The following is a 13185-nucleotide window of genomic DNA, read 5'->3' as shown; positions in this document are numbered from 1 at the left end:
ATGAGGCTCAGGATGATTAGTAACCTAGCTGGCGATTGATCAGGCCGATCATCGGCTCGCCCGCGCGATGGCGGCGCAGGTTGTCGATCAGGCTGTCGACGGCGGTGTCGGGACGGGTTGCACTGGCGATGTGCGGCGTGATGCGCACACGTGGTTGCGCCCACAACGGATGGGCGGGCGGCAAGGGCTCGGGATCCGTCACGTCCAGCACGGCGCTGTGAAGCTGGCCGCGCGTGAGTGCGTCAAGCAGGTCGTCGGCGACGAGTTGCGGGCCGCGTCCCACATGCACGATTGACGCGCCAGCGGGCAGGGCGTCGAACACGCGGCGCGAGAGCAGGCCGCGCGTGGCGTCGGTGAGCGGCAGCAGGCAGACGAGCACGTCAGTACGGGCAAGAAACGCATCGAATTCTGCGGTGCCCGCGTAGCACCGAACGCCGTCCAGCGTGTGCCCGGAGCGGCTCCAGCCTGCGCAATCGAAGCCGAAATTCTTCAGGCGTTCCAGCACGGCTACGCCAAGCATGCCCAATCCCAGCACGCCCACCCGCCGGGCGCTCGCAGGCATGAGCGGCAGCGGCTTCCACGCGCGGGCCTGCTGCGCGAGTGCGTAATCGAACAGGTCGCGGTGAATCGCGAGCACGGCTTCGCTCACGTACTCGACCATGCCATCGACGATGCCCGGTTCGATCATGCGCACGACAGGCAGGCGCGCCGGCACGCTCGCGAGATCGAGCTGATCGACGCCCGCGCCCACCGAGAATACGGCTTCAAGGTTGGGCAACGTGCGCACGAGATCGCCGGGATTCCATGCGACCAGATAGCGGATCGCATCCGGGTCGCCGATGTCCGGCCATACGCGAAACGGCACGTCCGGCGCGCGCTGCGCGAACAGCGCGGCCCATTGCGCGCCACGCACCGGATCGGCCTTGTAGAGCACGGTCATGGTGCGTCAGGCCATTGCCTGATTGATGATGCCGTAGGCGCGCCAGGCCGCGTCGGGCTCGCCGCTGTGCTCGGCGGCGCCGGCGTTGCGCACCATCTTGACGACCGAGTCCACGGGGACGAGGCCGACGCCCGGCAACCACGGTTCAATGCCCGCGCCGCCCGGCACGTCGATGCGCACGAAGTCGCCCACATGTTGCGCGAGCCAGTGCGAAACGAGCGCTTTCGCTCGCATGTGCTCGTCGCAAGGCGCGGCAACCACTGGGCCGATCGCATACCCGCGGCCAAACCGGCGCGCCAGTGCGAAACCCGTGATCTCGCCGTCGCGCTCCAGCACCACGCCGCCTTGCGCGACCTGAAGCAGGGCGGGCAGCGTCGCGCTGCGATCGAGACCGCAACCGCGCGACGCGAGATCGATCAGCGCGGGCAGATCGGCGGGGGTCACGGCGCGCAGTGCTTCGCCTTGCGGCAGCACGACGGCGGGCGCGGCTTCGACATGGCCCTGATGCTGCGTGAGCGCGCCGCACGCAGCGAAGCCGAGCTTTTCGTAGAGCGGCTGCCCAGCGGGCGTCGCGTGCAGGAAGGTGACGCGATCGCCAAGCTCATCGAGCACGAGTTCCATCAGCTTGCGGCCGATGCCGCGCCCCTGCTGATCGGGCGACACAATCACCATGCCGAGCGTCGCGCGGTTCGCGCCGAACTTCCAGCACAGCGCCGTGCCAATCACCGTGTTATTTTCCTCGGCCACGAAGCCGGCGCCCGCCTCGACGGCGAAGCGCCAGTCTTCCGGGCGATGCGGCCAGCGAACCGCGACGGAGAGGCCATGTGCGGCGTCGATGTCGTCGGCGGTGAAACGACGATAGTGAAGGTCGGACTTGAGGGCGGATTCGGACACAGCGGACTCCTATAAAACGGCATATGGACGGCATGTTCAGATTCGACTGTCGCATGAGCAGCACGGGCTTCATAGGACGATCTTCCTGTCTTGCGCCCGCGCAAACGGCAAGCACGCGGCTTTTTTATTGTTCATCGCATTTCGACAAGTTTCAATATAATGATTGCCATTGTGCGCGCACCCGCTGCTGCGCACGCGACGCGCCGCACTGTCGTCATGCACCGGAATCGTGCACTGGCGATAGGGCACGAACCGGTTTCGCGCGTCCGGCACCGAATACAACAGGAATCTCATGCGAACCCAGTCCAGCAAGAAAGTTGCCGCGCTGCCGAGCCATGCCGATGTCGGCGCTCGACTGCGCGCGCTGCGCAACGCGCGCGGCCTGTCCGTCAATGAACTCGCGTTGCGCGCAGGCGTATCGGTCGGCACCGTGAGTCAGGTCGAGCGCAACAAGGCCAATCCGTCCGTGCGCATTCTCGAACGCCTGCGTCAGGCGCTCGACGTGCCTTTAAGTGCGCTGCTGGAAGAGGACGACGCGCCGTCCGACCCGCTGACCGGCGATTTCGTGCGCCGGGCGGCTGAGCGCCCGCTGTTCGAAGTGGGCAAGAACGGCATGCAGAAGGAACTGCTGTCGCCGCACGGCGAGCACGATCTGCAGATGATGGTGATCATGCTGCCGGCGGGTTCGGGGTCGGAAGAAGTGCTGGTCGGCGTGGGCGAAAAGTGCGGCCTCGTCATGGAAGGCACGGTGATCCTGAATGTGGGCGATCAGCGTGCGGAATTGCGGGCGGGCGACAGCTTCCAGTTCAAGAGCACGGTGCCGCATAGCGTCAAGAATGAAAGCGGCAAGACGGCGCGGCTGCTGTGGATCATGAATACGCGTCCGCCTGTCATTCATCTTTAAGCCATCAGGCGGCGCCTGGATTGAACATTCATCGGCGCCGCGTCAGCTTTCACTCCCCCAGTTTCCTCGCTGTTTTCCGGTTGTTTCTTCGCTGTTCCTCTCCGTTTCCTTGCCGTTCCCTTGCGCTGCGAAGCGTTCACGCCCTAAGCACGTCGTCGCTGGGCGAATGAACGCGCGCCGCCTGCCTCTCCATTCTTCTGCGTCATGCGGGTTCGCCCTGGCTCGATTCTCGCGTAAGCACTACGCATGAAAAGCTTTTCGCAGATTTTATTTTTGACCACTAGTCAGGCGTCTTCTGTTCACTATAATGAACTTCATCGCGTGGTTGTTCATTTTGCCTCCGGGGCAGCGAACCACCACATGCTGAAGCGGCAACGCAGCGCCAACCTGTATTACAAGCGCCGCTGCGCCGACGTAACCGGGTTTTCGAACAGGCCGAGCATGACTACTCCGTCTCTGGATTTCGATCCGTCCGCCATCACGCTGCCGCAAGGCCATTTCATTGGCGGTGCGTACTATCAGACCGATGAAGCGCCGATCGCCGTGCATTGTCCGTCAGATGGCCGGCTGCTGGGTTACGTGCCCGATGGGTCGGCGCAGACAGTCGATTACGCCGTGTCCAACGCTTTGCAGGCGTGGAAAACGAGCGGCTGGGGTACGCGATCGCCGCGTGAACGCGCCCGTGTGCTCACGCGCTGGGCGCAACTGATCGACGAGAACGTCGTCGCGCTGGCGCAGCTCGAAGCGCTCAGCTCCACGCGCCCCGTCGCTGAGGCTTATGCCTCGGATGTGCCGTTCACTGCCGAAGCGATCCGCTTTTTCGCCGAACTCGCCGACAAGCTCGGCGGCGATATCGCGGCGACGCGTCAAGGCAGTCTCGGCTTCGTCGCTTCTGAGCCGTATGGCGTGATCGGTGCGATTACGCCGTGGAATTTCCCGCTTTCGATGTGTTCATGGAAATGCGGCCCTGCGCTTGCGGCCGGCAATGCCGTCGTATTGAAGGCCTCGGAGATGACGCCTTTTTCCACGCTGCGCCTTGCTGAACTCGCGATCGAGGCGGGCATGCCGCCCGGCATTTTCAATGTCGTGAACGGACGTGGTGCGACCACGGGTTCGGCCATCACGCGTCACCCCGATATTTCGAAGGTGAGTTTCACTGGATCGACCCGCACGGGTGCCGCGATCATGAGCGAAGCAGCGTTTCACGGCACCAAGCCGGTTACGCTGGAACTGGGCGGCAAGAGCCCGCAACTCGTGTTCGCGCAGGTGCCCGATCTCGCGCATACGGCGCGCTGCGTGGCGCGCGGCTTTACCGCAAACGGCGGCCAGGCATGCGTGGCGGGCACGCGCCTGATCGTCCACAAGCAGATCGCCGCGCCGCTGATCGAAGCGGTGCAACGCGAATTGACAGGGATCGCGCCCGGCGCGATGTGGTCGAGCGAAACGCGCTATTCGCCGATCATCAGCGGCGCGCAGGCCAGGCGCATTGAAACGCTGATTGATGAAAGCCGCGCGCAGGGCGCTGAAGTGCTGTGCGGCGGGGGCTTTTTCGAAGGAACGGAAGGCGGCTGGTTCCACCGTCCGACGCTGCTCGCCAACGTGACCGAGGACACGGCCGCGGTGCGCGAGGAACTGTTTGGGCCGGTGCTTACGGTGCAGACCTTCGAAGACGAAGAGGAGGGCATCGCACTTGCCGCGCACCCCACTTACGGTCTTGCGGCGGGCGTGCATACCAGCGATATCGGCCAGGCGATGCGCGCGATGCGCCGCATCGCGGCGGGCACGGTCTGGATCAATCGCTATGGCCGCAGCGGCGACATGATCATCCCGACCGGCGGCTTCAAGCAATCGGGCATCGGCAAGGATCTCGGGCGCCAGGCGCTTGAGGCCAGCATGCGCCACAAGAGCGTGCTGATCGATTTCGACACCGCCTGAGCTTCGTTTCACTTCGCCGTATTAGCGCACGATCCGCGCAGGGTTCATCTGGATGAACACGGATTGCGCGCAGCGCTTCAAGGCAAACATCGCAGGACACTTGACCGAAACCACGGGCCGCGCCGATTTCGTCAGCATGACTGAATAGTTGGCGCTCATGCGCAGCTCGCCGTTCTCACTTGAATAGAGCCTGGATACAGGTTCGCCACGACGACAGGATGCAGACCATGATCGATTTCGAGCCGAAGTACATCACCTTCGACTGCTACGGCACGCTGACGAATTTCCAGATGGGCGAGACCGCGCGCCAGCTTTATGGCGACAAGCTCGATCGCGCGAAGATGAATGAGTTCGTGGAGTTCTTCCGCGGCTATCGTCTCGACGAAATTCTTGGCGCATGGAAGCCGTATCGCGACGTGGTGGTGAATTCGATCCGCCGCACGTGCGAGCGCACGGGCGTGCCGTTCGAGGAAGCCACCGCGCTGAAGATCTACGACGCGGTGCCCACGTGGGGCCCGCATGCCGACGTGCCCGAAGGTCTTGCGCGTCTTGCCAGCAAGTACAAGCTGGTGATTCTCTCGAATGCCGCCGACGAACAGATCGACAGCAACGTGGCGAAGCTCGGTGCGCCGTTCCACAAGGTCTACACGGCGCAGCAGGCGCAAGCGTACAAGCCGTTGCGCAAAGCTTTCGAATACATGTTCGATCAGCTCGACTGCAATCCGGAAGACGTGCTGCATGTGTCGTCGAGCTTCCGCTACGACCTCATGACGGCCTATGACATGGGCATCAAGCACAAGGCCTTCGTGAACCGCGCTCACGAGCCGCTTACGCCGTACTACCAGGTCAACGAAGTGAAGAGCCTGCCGCATCTCGCGGAACAGCTCGGCCTGTAAGCACAGCCGCCTCGCATCCACTGTCGGTGATCAGGAACGCAACACGATGAAGCTCGATTCGTACTGGCTCGATACCGCGCCGCGCTTTACGAAGCCCGCCCAGGGGCCGCTTGCCGGCCGCGTGGACGTGGCCGTGGTGGGCGGCGGTTTTACCGGGCTCTCGGCAGCGCTGGCGCTCGCGAAGCGCGGCATGTCGGTGACCGTGCTGGAGGCGGGGCGCATCGCGGGCCAGGCGTCGGGTCGTAACGGCGGCCATTGCAACACGGGCGTCGCGCAGGACTATGCGGCGCTGTCCGCGAAGCTCGGCAAGGAACGCGCCTCGCTGTTCTATCGCGCCTATGCCGAAGCCGTGAAGTCGGTGGCGCAGATCGTCGAGGAAGAGCAGATCGCCTGCGACCTGCGCAAGAGCGGCAAGATCAAGCTCGCTGCCAAGCCGCATCATTACGCATCGCTCGCGAAGACGTTCGAAGCGCTCAAGCGCGATGTCGATGAGGATGTCGAACTGATTTCGCGCGAGCGCATTCGCGACGAGATCGCTTCCGACGGCTTTTATGGCGGCCTCGTGCAGCGCAACGGCATGCAGTTGCACATGGGCAAGTTCGGCGTCGGGCTGGCCGAAGCGGCTGCGCGTCACGGTGCGCAGATCTTCGAGGAAACCGCCGTGACGGGCCTGAAGCCGCTGGGCGGCCACGCCTACGAAGTGCAGTGCGCGCGTGGCACGCTGCGCGCCGACCGCGTGCTGCTGGCGACGGGCGCTTCACAGACCGGGCCGCTGCAATGGTTCCGCCGCCGCATCGCGCCGGTCGGCAGCTTCATCGTCGTGACTCAGCCGCTTGGCAAAGACCGGCTCGACGCACTGCTGCCCACGCGCCGCTCGTATGTGACGACGCGCCAGATCGGCAACTACTTCCGGCCGACGCATGACGATCGCCTGCTGTTCGGCGGCCGCGCGCGCTTTGCGATGTCGAATCCGCGTTCCGACGCAAAGAGCGGCCGCATCCTGCGCGACGGCATGCTCCAGTATTTCCCGCAGCTCGCCGACGTGCGCCTCGATTACTGCTGGGGCGGCCTCGTCGACATGACGGCCGACCGCCTGCCGCGCGCGGGCGAGCACGAAGGTTTGTTCTATTCGATGGGCTACAGCGGCCACGGTGTGCAGATGTCGGTGCACATGGGCCGCGTGATGGCCGAAGTGATGTTCGGCGCCGCCTCGCGCAACCCGTGGCGAACGCTCGAATGGCCTGCGATTCCCGGACATTTCGGGCGCGCTTGGTTTCTGCCGCTCGTCGGCGCGTATTACCGGTTGCAGGATGTGCTTCATTGAGCCGATGCCATGCGCCGCAGCAGTCGCGGCGCACACGCAAAGACAGTCCAGATAGTCCAGACAGTCCCCAAGGAAACCAGACCATGTCGCGTAACAAACTTGCCTTCGCTTCCGCCGCCGTTGCCGCTGCTGCATTTTCGCTGCTGTGCGGCGCGGCCCATGCCGATACCGCCACCGTGACCGCAGGCTCGCCGCCGTCGAGCGCGCCGACCACCTTCCTCGACGTCAAGACGCAAAAGATCGAAGGCATCATGCCCGACGTCGTGCGCGAAATCGGCAAGCGCGAGGGCTTCGACGTCTCGTATCAGGCCGTGCCGTTTTCGGCGCTGATCCCGGCCGTGGTCTCGGGCAAGATCGACATTATCGTCGCGGGCATGACGCCCACGCCCAAGCGCGCCGAAGTGGTGGACTTCTCGCAGCCGGTCACGGCCTTCGGCGAAGGCATCATCGTGAAGGAGTCGAACAAGACCAACTACAAGTCGGTGCAGGACATGAAGGGCATGTCGGTGGGCGCGCCCACGGGCACCGACTACGGCGACCAGCTCGTCAAGCTCGGCATCTTCAAGGAAGTGAAGATGTACGACAGTCCTGCAGACATGACGCGCGATGTCGCGATCGGCCGCATCGTCGCGGGATTCAACGACTATCCGATTCTCAAGGCCCAGGAAGCGGCGGGCGCGATGGCCGGCACGCGCGTGGACGACGACTACGTGCCGATGCAGAAGTTCGATATCGCCGTGGGCGTGAAGAAGGGCAACACGGCGCTGCTCGCCAAGGTGAACGACGCGCTCACGAAGATGAAGTCCGACGGCACGCTCGACAAGATCCTGAAGAAGTGGCACCTCGCGGGCTGATGCGCGACTGAACGACCGGACGCGGCACGGCAGGCACCTCCCCACTGCCTCCGCGCTCCGGGCCGGCCCGCCTTTGCGGCGCGGCACATGACCAGCGGGCGCTCTTGCGTTCGCGAACGAAAGCATAAGGCACACCATGCGTTGGCACGACATAGTCGATTTTGTACCGATCCTGCTGCAAGGCGCCGTGATGAGCATCATCATCACGATTGGCTGCCTGCTGCTGAGCACGGCCCTGGGGCTCGTGTGGGCGCTGCTCAAGATGTCGCGCTACCCGGCGGTGGTGACGGTGGTCAGCGCGATGATCAACGTCGTGCGTGGCCTGCCGATGATCGTCCTGCTGTTCTATATCTATTTCGTCTTGCCGGATTTCCACATCGAGGTTTCGGCCTTGCAGGCGAGCATCATCGGCTTGAGCTTCGGTTATTCGACGTACGTGGCGGAAATCATCCGCTCGGGCATCGAGGCCGTCGATCCCGGCCAGTATGAAGCGGCGCAATCGATCGGCATGGGCCGCGTGAAAACGATGGTGCGCGTGATCCTGCCGCAGGCCGTCAAGGTTGCGCTGCCGCCGTACAGCAATACGCTGGTGATGATGCTCAAGGACTCGTCGCTCGCCTCGACCATCACGGTTGCGGAAATGACGCGGCAAGGGCAGTTGATTGCAGCATCCACGTTCCAGAACATCACCGTCTACACGCTCGTGGCGATCGGCTATCTGCTGATGAGCCTGCCGCTGATGAGCATGACGCGGCATCTAGAGCGCCGTTTCGGCAAGCACAAGGCGAAGAAGTGAGGTTGCGATGATCGAAATTACCGATGTTCACAAGGCCTTCGGCGCGACGCCCGTGCTCAACGGCATCTCGCTCAAGATCGAGCAGGGCGAGGTGGTGTGCCTGATCGGCGCCTCCGGATCCGGCAAGTCGACGCTGCTGCGTTGTATCAACGCGCTCGAATCCTACGATGCGGGCGAAATCAAGCTGCTCGACCAGCGCGTCGAACAGCGCTCGCGCCAGATCAATCATCTGCGCACGCAGGTGGGCATGGTGTTCCAGCGCTTCAATCTGTTCCCGCATCGCACCGCGCTCGAAAACGTCATGGAAGGGCCGGTGCACGTCAAGAAGGAACCGCTGCACGTGGCTAAGCGCGACGCGGAGGAACTGCTCAACAAGGTCGGGCTCGGTCACAAGCTTCATTATTATCCGCATCAGCTGTCGGGTGGGCAGCAGCAGCGCGTGGCGATTGCGCGTTCGCTTGCGATGAAACCCAAGGCCATGCTCTTTGATGAGCCGACTTCGGCGCTCGATCCGGAGCTCGTCGGCGAGGTGCTCAATGTGATGCGCACGCTGGCGAAGGAAGGCATGACGATGCTGGTCGTCACGCATGAAATGGGCTTTGCACGCGAAGTTGCCGACCGCGTGTGCTTCCTGCACGGCGGCCACATCATCGAACAAGGCAGCGCGCAGCAGGTGTTGTGCTCGCCGCGCGAGGCGCGCACGCGTGAATTCCTGCGCCATGTGCTGGGCAATCGCGGCGAAGCACAGATCGCACCGCAAGGCGCAGCGGGAGCGGCGGCATGAACGGACGATTCGTGCGGCTCGGCGAAACCGGGCGCGCCAGGGTGGCGATTGTGATCGACGGTCACGCGGTGGAGGCGCTCGAAGGCGACACGCTGCTCACGGCGATGCTGTGCAGCGTGCGCCACGTGCGCCAGTCGGAATTCGGCGAGGAAAAGCGCGCCGGCTATTGCCTCATGGGCGCGTGCCAGGACTGCTGGGTCTGGAGCGATGAGGGCGAACGGTTGCGCGCGTGCACGACCGTCGTCGAGCCCGGCATGCGCATTCTCACCACTCAACCGGAGGCGCAATGGGCGAACCTCGCGTTGTGATCGTCGGCGCCGGGCCCGCAGGTGTGCGCTGTGCGCAGACGCTGCTGGCCGCAGGTGTCCGCCCCACGCTGATCGACGAAGGCCGCCGCGACGGTGGACAGATCTATCGACGCCAGCCGGAAGGTTTTACGCGTCCCTATGCGAAGCTTTACGGCACCGAGGCCGCGCGCGCGCAGGATCTGCACGAAACCTTTGCGCGTGTACGCGCGCAGATCGATTATCGGCCGCAGACGTTGGCGTGGAATGTGTGGGATCGCAAGCTGCATATCGTGCGGGACGGCCACGCCAGCGCACTTGAGTACGATGCGCTGATTCTGTGTCCCGGTGCAATAGATCGCCTGATGCCCGTGAAGGGCTGGCAATTCGCAGGCACGTATAGCCTCGGCGCGGCGCAAATCGCCCTGAAATCGCAGGCGTGTTCGATTGGCCGGCGAGTGGTGTTCATGGGCACCGGGCCGTTGCTGTATCTCGTGGCTAGCCAATACGTGCAGGCCGGCGCGCAGGTTGCCGCTGTGCTTGATACCTCTGTCGCGAGCGCGCGCATTCGTGCGTTGCCTAAATTGCTGGCGCGATTCGATGTGCTGCGCAAGGGCAGTGCGCTCGTTGCATCGCTCAAGAAAGCGGGCGTGAAGATGTACAACGGCATCGAACCCGTAGAGATCATGGGCACGGCCGATGACGGCGTGAAAGCCGTGCGTTTTCGCCATGCCAGCGGCGCGATCGAGCAAATCGACTGTGACGCGATCGGCATGGGCTATCACTTGCGCCCGGAAACGCAATTGGCGGATCTCGCGCGCTGTGCGTTCCGCTTCGATGCGCAGACGCGTCAATGGCTGCCGAAAATCGACGAACTGGGACGCAGCAGCGAACCCGGCGTCTATCTGGCGGGCGACGGCGTGCGCGTGCTGGGCGCGGATGGGGCGGAAAACGCCGGGCGTCTCGCCGCGTATGCGGCGCTGATCGATCTGGGCCGCGAACCTCGGGCCGATGTGCTCGATGCGCTCAAGAAGGAGCAGCGCCGCATGGAGCGCTTTCGCGAAGGGCTCGCACAGGCCTTTGTGTGGCCCGCCAATCAGGCGGCAAAGTTGCCGGACGAAACGATCGTGTGTCGCTGCGAAGGCATCACAGCGGGCGAGCTGCGCCGCGTGATCCGCGACGAGGGCGCGCAGGAAGCGAACCGTGCGAAGGCGCTGAGCCGTCTCGGCATGGGCCGCTGCCAGGGGCGCTATTGCGGCCACGCCGGTGCGGAAATCATTGCGGCTGCCGCGTGCGTGCCGCTTGAGCAAGTGGGCCGTCTGCGCGGGCAAGCGCCGGTGAAGCCGCTGGCTATTGCGACTGTGGAGGAGACGGAGTGAAACGCGCGCAAGCCGATGTATTGATCGTGGGTGGCGGCTTCATGGGCTCCGCCGCTGCGTTTTTCCTGCGTCGCCGCGGCAAATCGGTGATCCTGCTCGAACGCCAGTTGATCGGCCAGCAGGCGAGCGGCACGAATTTCGGCAACGTGCGCCGCCAAGGGCGGCTATTGGGGCAGCTGCCGCTGGCCAATCGCTCGCGTGAAATCTGGCTGCGCATGCCTGAACTGATTGGCCACGACGCCGAATTTCTGATGTCGGGGCATTTGCGCGTGTGTTATCGCTCCGAGCAGGCCGATATGTTCGAGACCTATGCGCGCGACGCGAAGCAATACGGTCTCGATCTGGAAATGCTGCACGGCGAGGCCTTGCGCAAGCGCTTCCCGTTTATCGGCCCTGAAGTGCTGGCCGGGTCGTATGCGCCGATCGACGGTCATGCGAATCCGCGTCTGGCCGCGCCCGCATTCGGGCGTGCCGCTGCGAAACTCGGCGCACAAATCGTCGAGAACACCGATATTGTCTCCGTCGAAAAAGAGGGCAATGAATTTCGCGCGACCAGTGCCGACGGCCGCACGTTTCACGCGCCTGTTCTGCTGATTACGGCGGGCGCGTGGGGCAGCACGTTGAGCGAGCAATTCGGCGAACCGGTGCCCATTGCCGTGCATGGCCCGCAAATGGCCGTGACCGAGCCGGTGCCTTACAGCATCGCGCCCGCGGTTGGCGTGTCGTCGCCGCAGATTGCAGAGGTGGTGTATTTCCGGCAGGTGGCGCGCGGCAATATCGTGATTGGCGGCTGCGCGCGCGGGCCCGCGTTTCTTGACGCGCGTCGCGCGAAAGTGCTGCCGCAAAGCACGCTGCTGCAGTTTCGCCAGGCGCAGCGCGTGGCGCCCGCGCTCAAGCGCCTCAATATCATTCGCGTCTGGAGCGGCGTAGAAGGCTATATGCCCGACGACCGGCCCATCATGGGTGCGAGCGGCACCACGAGCGGCCTTTTCTATGCGTTCGGTTTCTGCGGTCACGGCTTTCAGCTCGGGCCAGGCGTGGGCGACACGATGGCCGAATTGATCGACACGGGCGCGTCTTCCACGCCAATCGACATGTTCGATATTCGCCGGTTCGCGGCATATCAATCGCCCGAAGGCGGCCCTCAAGCTGCGCCGCAATCGGTGCCGGCCGCTTGATTCGTATGCACGCTACGCTCAATGTTCCAATGCCTTCGGCCGCGCGGCGCACGGATGAAGCGTCGTCCTCGGGGACGACGCACGCGGTGCAACGCGCGCTCGATTTCATCGATGCCTGTTTCGCCGAGCCCATTACGCTGGCCGATCTCGCCGACGCGGCAGGCCTGAGCATTTCGCGCTTCGCGGCGCGCTTTAGCGGCGAGGTCGGCGTATCGCCGCAGCAATATGTGCGTATCGTGCGCGTGCGCCATGCACAGCGCCTGCTGCGTCGCGGCGTCTCGCCTTCGCTCGTGGCCGCCGAAGTGGGTTTCTTCGATCAAAGCCATTTGTGCCGTCATTTCAAGCGTGTGCTTGGGCGTACGCCGGTCGAATGGCTCAATGCAGGCGCACCGGCTGGCTCAAACGCCTGAATCCGGTTTCGAATTGAACAGCGCTTCGAGCGGCCAGCCATTCTTCACGAATGGCGTGCGCATGATGACGTAGCTGAAATAGCGTTCGATGCCGATATCGCGTTCCAGCAGGCCTTCTATCACGCTCTGATAGTGATGCACGCTGCGCGTGACGAACTTGAGCAGATAATCGTAGCCGCCGCTCGCAAGATGACATTCGACGATTTCGTCGACGGGACGGATCGCGGCTTCGAATTTCGCAAAATCCTCGCGCCGATGATCGGCTAGCGTGACTTCGGTAAAGACGATCTGCACGTCGCCGAGTTTCTCGATCTGGATTTGCGCACCATAACCCGCGATATAGCCGGCTTTTTCCAGTCGCTTGACGCGCGTGAGGCACGGACTGGGAGACAGTCCCACGGCTTCTGCCAACTCGACATTCGTCATGCGGCCTTTCTTTTGCAATTGCGAAAGAATGCGCAAGTCGATGCGGTCGAGTTTGTTGTCGCCGTGAAGCATCATGATCGGTTCGCTCATAAAAAAGCCGCAAGATCCGGGGCGAATCTCGCGGCGGGAGACAAACCGATGGTATCACGCGCGCTATTTTGAAAGCGCGCGTGAATGGCTT

General features: G+C 63.7%; 16 protein-coding genes. 11 read left to right on the top strand and 5 right to left on the bottom strand.

Features of this window, described 5'->3' with window-relative positions:
- Positions 1 to 16: 16 nt before the first annotated feature.
- The 3 genes from BBA01S_RS33390 to BBA01S_RS47190 form a co-directional block, all read right to left on the bottom strand.
- Positions 17 to 940, bottom strand: a complete 924-nt coding sequence (locus BBA01S_RS33390) for a 2-hydroxyacid dehydrogenase (protein WP_027820233.1) — start codon at positions 938 to 940, stop codon at positions 17 to 19.
- Between the two features lie 6 nt (positions 941 to 946).
- On the bottom strand, positions 947 to 1834 hold the full coding sequence (locus BBA01S_RS33385; RefSeq protein ID WP_027820232.1) for a GNAT family N-acetyltransferase: 888 nt from the start codon (positions 1832 to 1834) through the stop codon (positions 947 to 949).
- 69 nt (positions 1835 to 1903) lie between these two features.
- A complete protein-coding gene (locus tag BBA01S_RS47190) occupies positions 1904 to 2128 on the bottom strand; it encodes a hypothetical protein (protein ID WP_156966167.1) in 225 nt (74 codons plus the stop codon).
- Between BBA01S_RS47190 and BBA01S_RS33380 the strand changes: the two genes are divergently transcribed.
- On the top strand, positions 2127 to 2738 hold the full coding sequence (locus BBA01S_RS33380) for a helix-turn-helix domain-containing protein (protein WP_027820231.1): 612 nt from the start codon (positions 2127 to 2129) through the stop codon (positions 2736 to 2738). The genes BBA01S_RS47190 and BBA01S_RS33380 overlap by 2 nt on opposite strands.
- A gap of 441 nt (positions 2739 to 3179) precedes the next feature.
- The gene (locus tag BBA01S_RS33375) at positions 3180 to 4673 is read left to right on the top strand and encodes an aldehyde dehydrogenase family protein (RefSeq protein ID WP_027820230.1); all 1494 of its coding nucleotides are present in this window, start codon (positions 3180 to 3182) and stop codon (positions 4671 to 4673) included.
- 21 nt (positions 4674 to 4694) lie between these two features.
- On the opposite strand, the gene BBA01S_RS47185 is transcribed toward BBA01S_RS33375, so the two are convergent.
- The gene (locus BBA01S_RS47185; protein WP_156966166.1) at positions 4695 to 4832 is read right to left on the bottom strand and encodes a hypothetical protein; all 138 of its coding nucleotides are present in this window, start codon (positions 4830 to 4832) and stop codon (positions 4695 to 4697) included.
- A gap of 68 nt (positions 4833 to 4900) precedes the next feature.
- Between BBA01S_RS47185 and BBA01S_RS33365 the strand changes: the two genes are divergently transcribed.
- The 9 genes from BBA01S_RS33365 to BBA01S_RS33325 all read left to right on the top strand — a co-directional run bounded on the left by BBA01S_RS33365 (position 4901) and on the right by BBA01S_RS33325 (position 12578).
- Positions 4901 to 5569 carry a haloacid dehalogenase type II gene (locus tag BBA01S_RS33365; RefSeq protein ID WP_027820229.1) on the top strand — a complete coding sequence of 223 codons (669 nt, stop codon included), beginning with the start codon at positions 4901 to 4903 and terminating at the stop codon, positions 5567 to 5569.
- A gap of 46 nt (positions 5570 to 5615) precedes the next feature.
- Positions 5616 to 6893: an NAD(P)/FAD-dependent oxidoreductase gene (locus BBA01S_RS33360; protein WP_027820228.1), complete on the top strand. Its 1278-nt coding sequence runs from the start codon at positions 5616 to 5618 to the stop codon at positions 6891 to 6893.
- 83 nt (positions 6894 to 6976) lie between these two features.
- On the top strand, positions 6977 to 7747 hold the full coding sequence (locus tag BBA01S_RS33355; RefSeq protein WP_027820227.1) for an ABC transporter substrate-binding protein: 771 nt from the start codon (positions 6977 to 6979) through the stop codon (positions 7745 to 7747).
- A 136-nt stretch (positions 7748 to 7883) separates the two neighbouring features.
- A complete protein-coding gene (locus tag BBA01S_RS33350) occupies positions 7884 to 8543 on the top strand; it encodes an amino acid ABC transporter permease (RefSeq protein WP_027820226.1) in 660 nt (219 codons plus the stop codon).
- 7 nt (positions 8544 to 8550) lie between these two features.
- Positions 8551 to 9327, top strand: a complete 777-nt coding sequence (locus BBA01S_RS33345; RefSeq protein WP_027820225.1) for an amino acid ABC transporter ATP-binding protein — start codon at positions 8551 to 8553, stop codon at positions 9325 to 9327.
- The gene (locus BBA01S_RS33340) at positions 9324 to 9635 is read left to right on the top strand and encodes a (2Fe-2S)-binding protein (RefSeq protein ID WP_027820224.1); all 312 of its coding nucleotides are present in this window, start codon (positions 9324 to 9326) and stop codon (positions 9633 to 9635) included. The genes BBA01S_RS33345 and BBA01S_RS33340 overlap by 4 nt, the downstream gene beginning before the upstream one ends.
- Complete coding sequence (locus BBA01S_RS33335; RefSeq protein ID WP_027820223.1) at positions 9614 to 10990, top strand: FAD/NAD(P)-dependent oxidoreductase; 1377 nt, start codon at positions 9614 to 9616, stop codon at positions 10988 to 10990. Before BBA01S_RS33340 ends, BBA01S_RS33335 begins: the two co-directional genes overlap by 22 nt.
- Positions 10987 to 12168, top strand: a complete 1182-nt coding sequence (locus BBA01S_RS43915) for an NAD(P)/FAD-dependent oxidoreductase (RefSeq protein WP_042298330.1) — start codon at positions 10987 to 10989, stop codon at positions 12166 to 12168. Before BBA01S_RS33335 ends, BBA01S_RS43915 begins: the two co-directional genes overlap by 4 nt.
- Positions 12169 to 12197: 29 nt before the next feature.
- Positions 12198 to 12578, top strand: coding sequence for a helix-turn-helix domain-containing protein (locus tag BBA01S_RS33325; RefSeq protein ID WP_042298329.1), 381 nt, complete (start codon positions 12198 to 12200; stop codon positions 12576 to 12578).
- On the opposite strand, the gene BBA01S_RS33320 is transcribed toward BBA01S_RS33325, so the two are convergent.
- A complete protein-coding gene (locus BBA01S_RS33320; RefSeq protein WP_027820221.1) occupies positions 12567 to 13079 on the bottom strand; it encodes an Lrp/AsnC family transcriptional regulator in 513 nt (170 codons plus the stop codon). The genes BBA01S_RS33325 and BBA01S_RS33320 overlap by 12 nt on opposite strands.
- Positions 13080 to 13185 lie beyond the last annotated feature (106 nt).

Source organism: Paraburkholderia bannensis NBRC 103871, assembly GCF_000685015.1.
GTDB classification, from domain to species: Bacteria; Pseudomonadota; Gammaproteobacteria; order Burkholderiales; family Burkholderiaceae; genus Paraburkholderia; species Paraburkholderia bannensis.
This window is presented reverse-complemented; position numbering and strand designations above follow the sequence as displayed.

Excerpts from the sequence above, each read along its gene's own strand:
- BBA01S_RS33380 (WP_027820231.1), top strand. The coding sequence starts at position 2,127 with ATGCGAACCCAGTCCAGCAAGAAAGTTGCCGCGCTGCCGAGCCATGCC.
- BBA01S_RS33390 (WP_027820233.1), bottom strand. The coding sequence starts at position 940 with ATGACCGTGCTCTACAAGGCCGATCCGGTGCGTGGCGCGCAATGGGCC.
- BBA01S_RS33360 (WP_027820228.1), top strand. The coding sequence starts at position 5,616 with ATGAAGCTCGATTCGTACTGGCTCGATACCGCGCCGCGCTTTACGAAG.
- BBA01S_RS33375 (WP_027820230.1), top strand. The coding sequence starts at position 3,180 with ATGACTACTCCGTCTCTGGATTTCGATCCGTCCGCCATCACGCTGCCG.
- BBA01S_RS33355 (WP_027820227.1), top strand. The coding sequence starts at position 6,977 with ATGTCGCGTAACAAACTTGCCTTCGCTTCCGCCGCCGTTGCCGCTGCT.
- BBA01S_RS47190 (WP_156966167.1), bottom strand. The coding sequence starts at position 2,128 with ATGAGATTCCTGTTGTATTCGGTGCCGGACGCGCGAAACCGGTTCGTG.
- BBA01S_RS33365 (WP_027820229.1), top strand. The coding sequence starts at position 4,901 with ATGATCGATTTCGAGCCGAAGTACATCACCTTCGACTGCTACGGCACG.
- BBA01S_RS33335 (WP_027820223.1), top strand. The coding sequence starts at position 9,614 with ATGGGCGAACCTCGCGTTGTGATCGTCGGCGCCGGGCCCGCAGGTGTG.
- BBA01S_RS33320 (WP_027820221.1), bottom strand. The coding sequence starts at position 13,079 with ATGATGCTTCACGGCGACAACAAACTCGACCGCATCGACTTGCGCATT.
- BBA01S_RS47185 (WP_156966166.1), bottom strand. The coding sequence starts at position 4,832 with ATGAGCGCCAACTATTCAGTCATGCTGACGAAATCGGCGCGGCCCGTG.
- BBA01S_RS33325 (WP_042298329.1), top strand. The coding sequence starts at position 12,198 with ATGCCTTCGGCCGCGCGGCGCACGGATGAAGCGTCGTCCTCGGGGACG.
- BBA01S_RS33350 (WP_027820226.1), top strand. The coding sequence starts at position 7,884 with ATGCGTTGGCACGACATAGTCGATTTTGTACCGATCCTGCTGCAAGGC.
- BBA01S_RS33345 (WP_027820225.1), top strand. The coding sequence starts at position 8,551 with ATGATCGAAATTACCGATGTTCACAAGGCCTTCGGCGCGACGCCCGTG.
- BBA01S_RS33340 (WP_027820224.1), top strand. The coding sequence starts at position 9,324 with ATGAACGGACGATTCGTGCGGCTCGGCGAAACCGGGCGCGCCAGGGTG.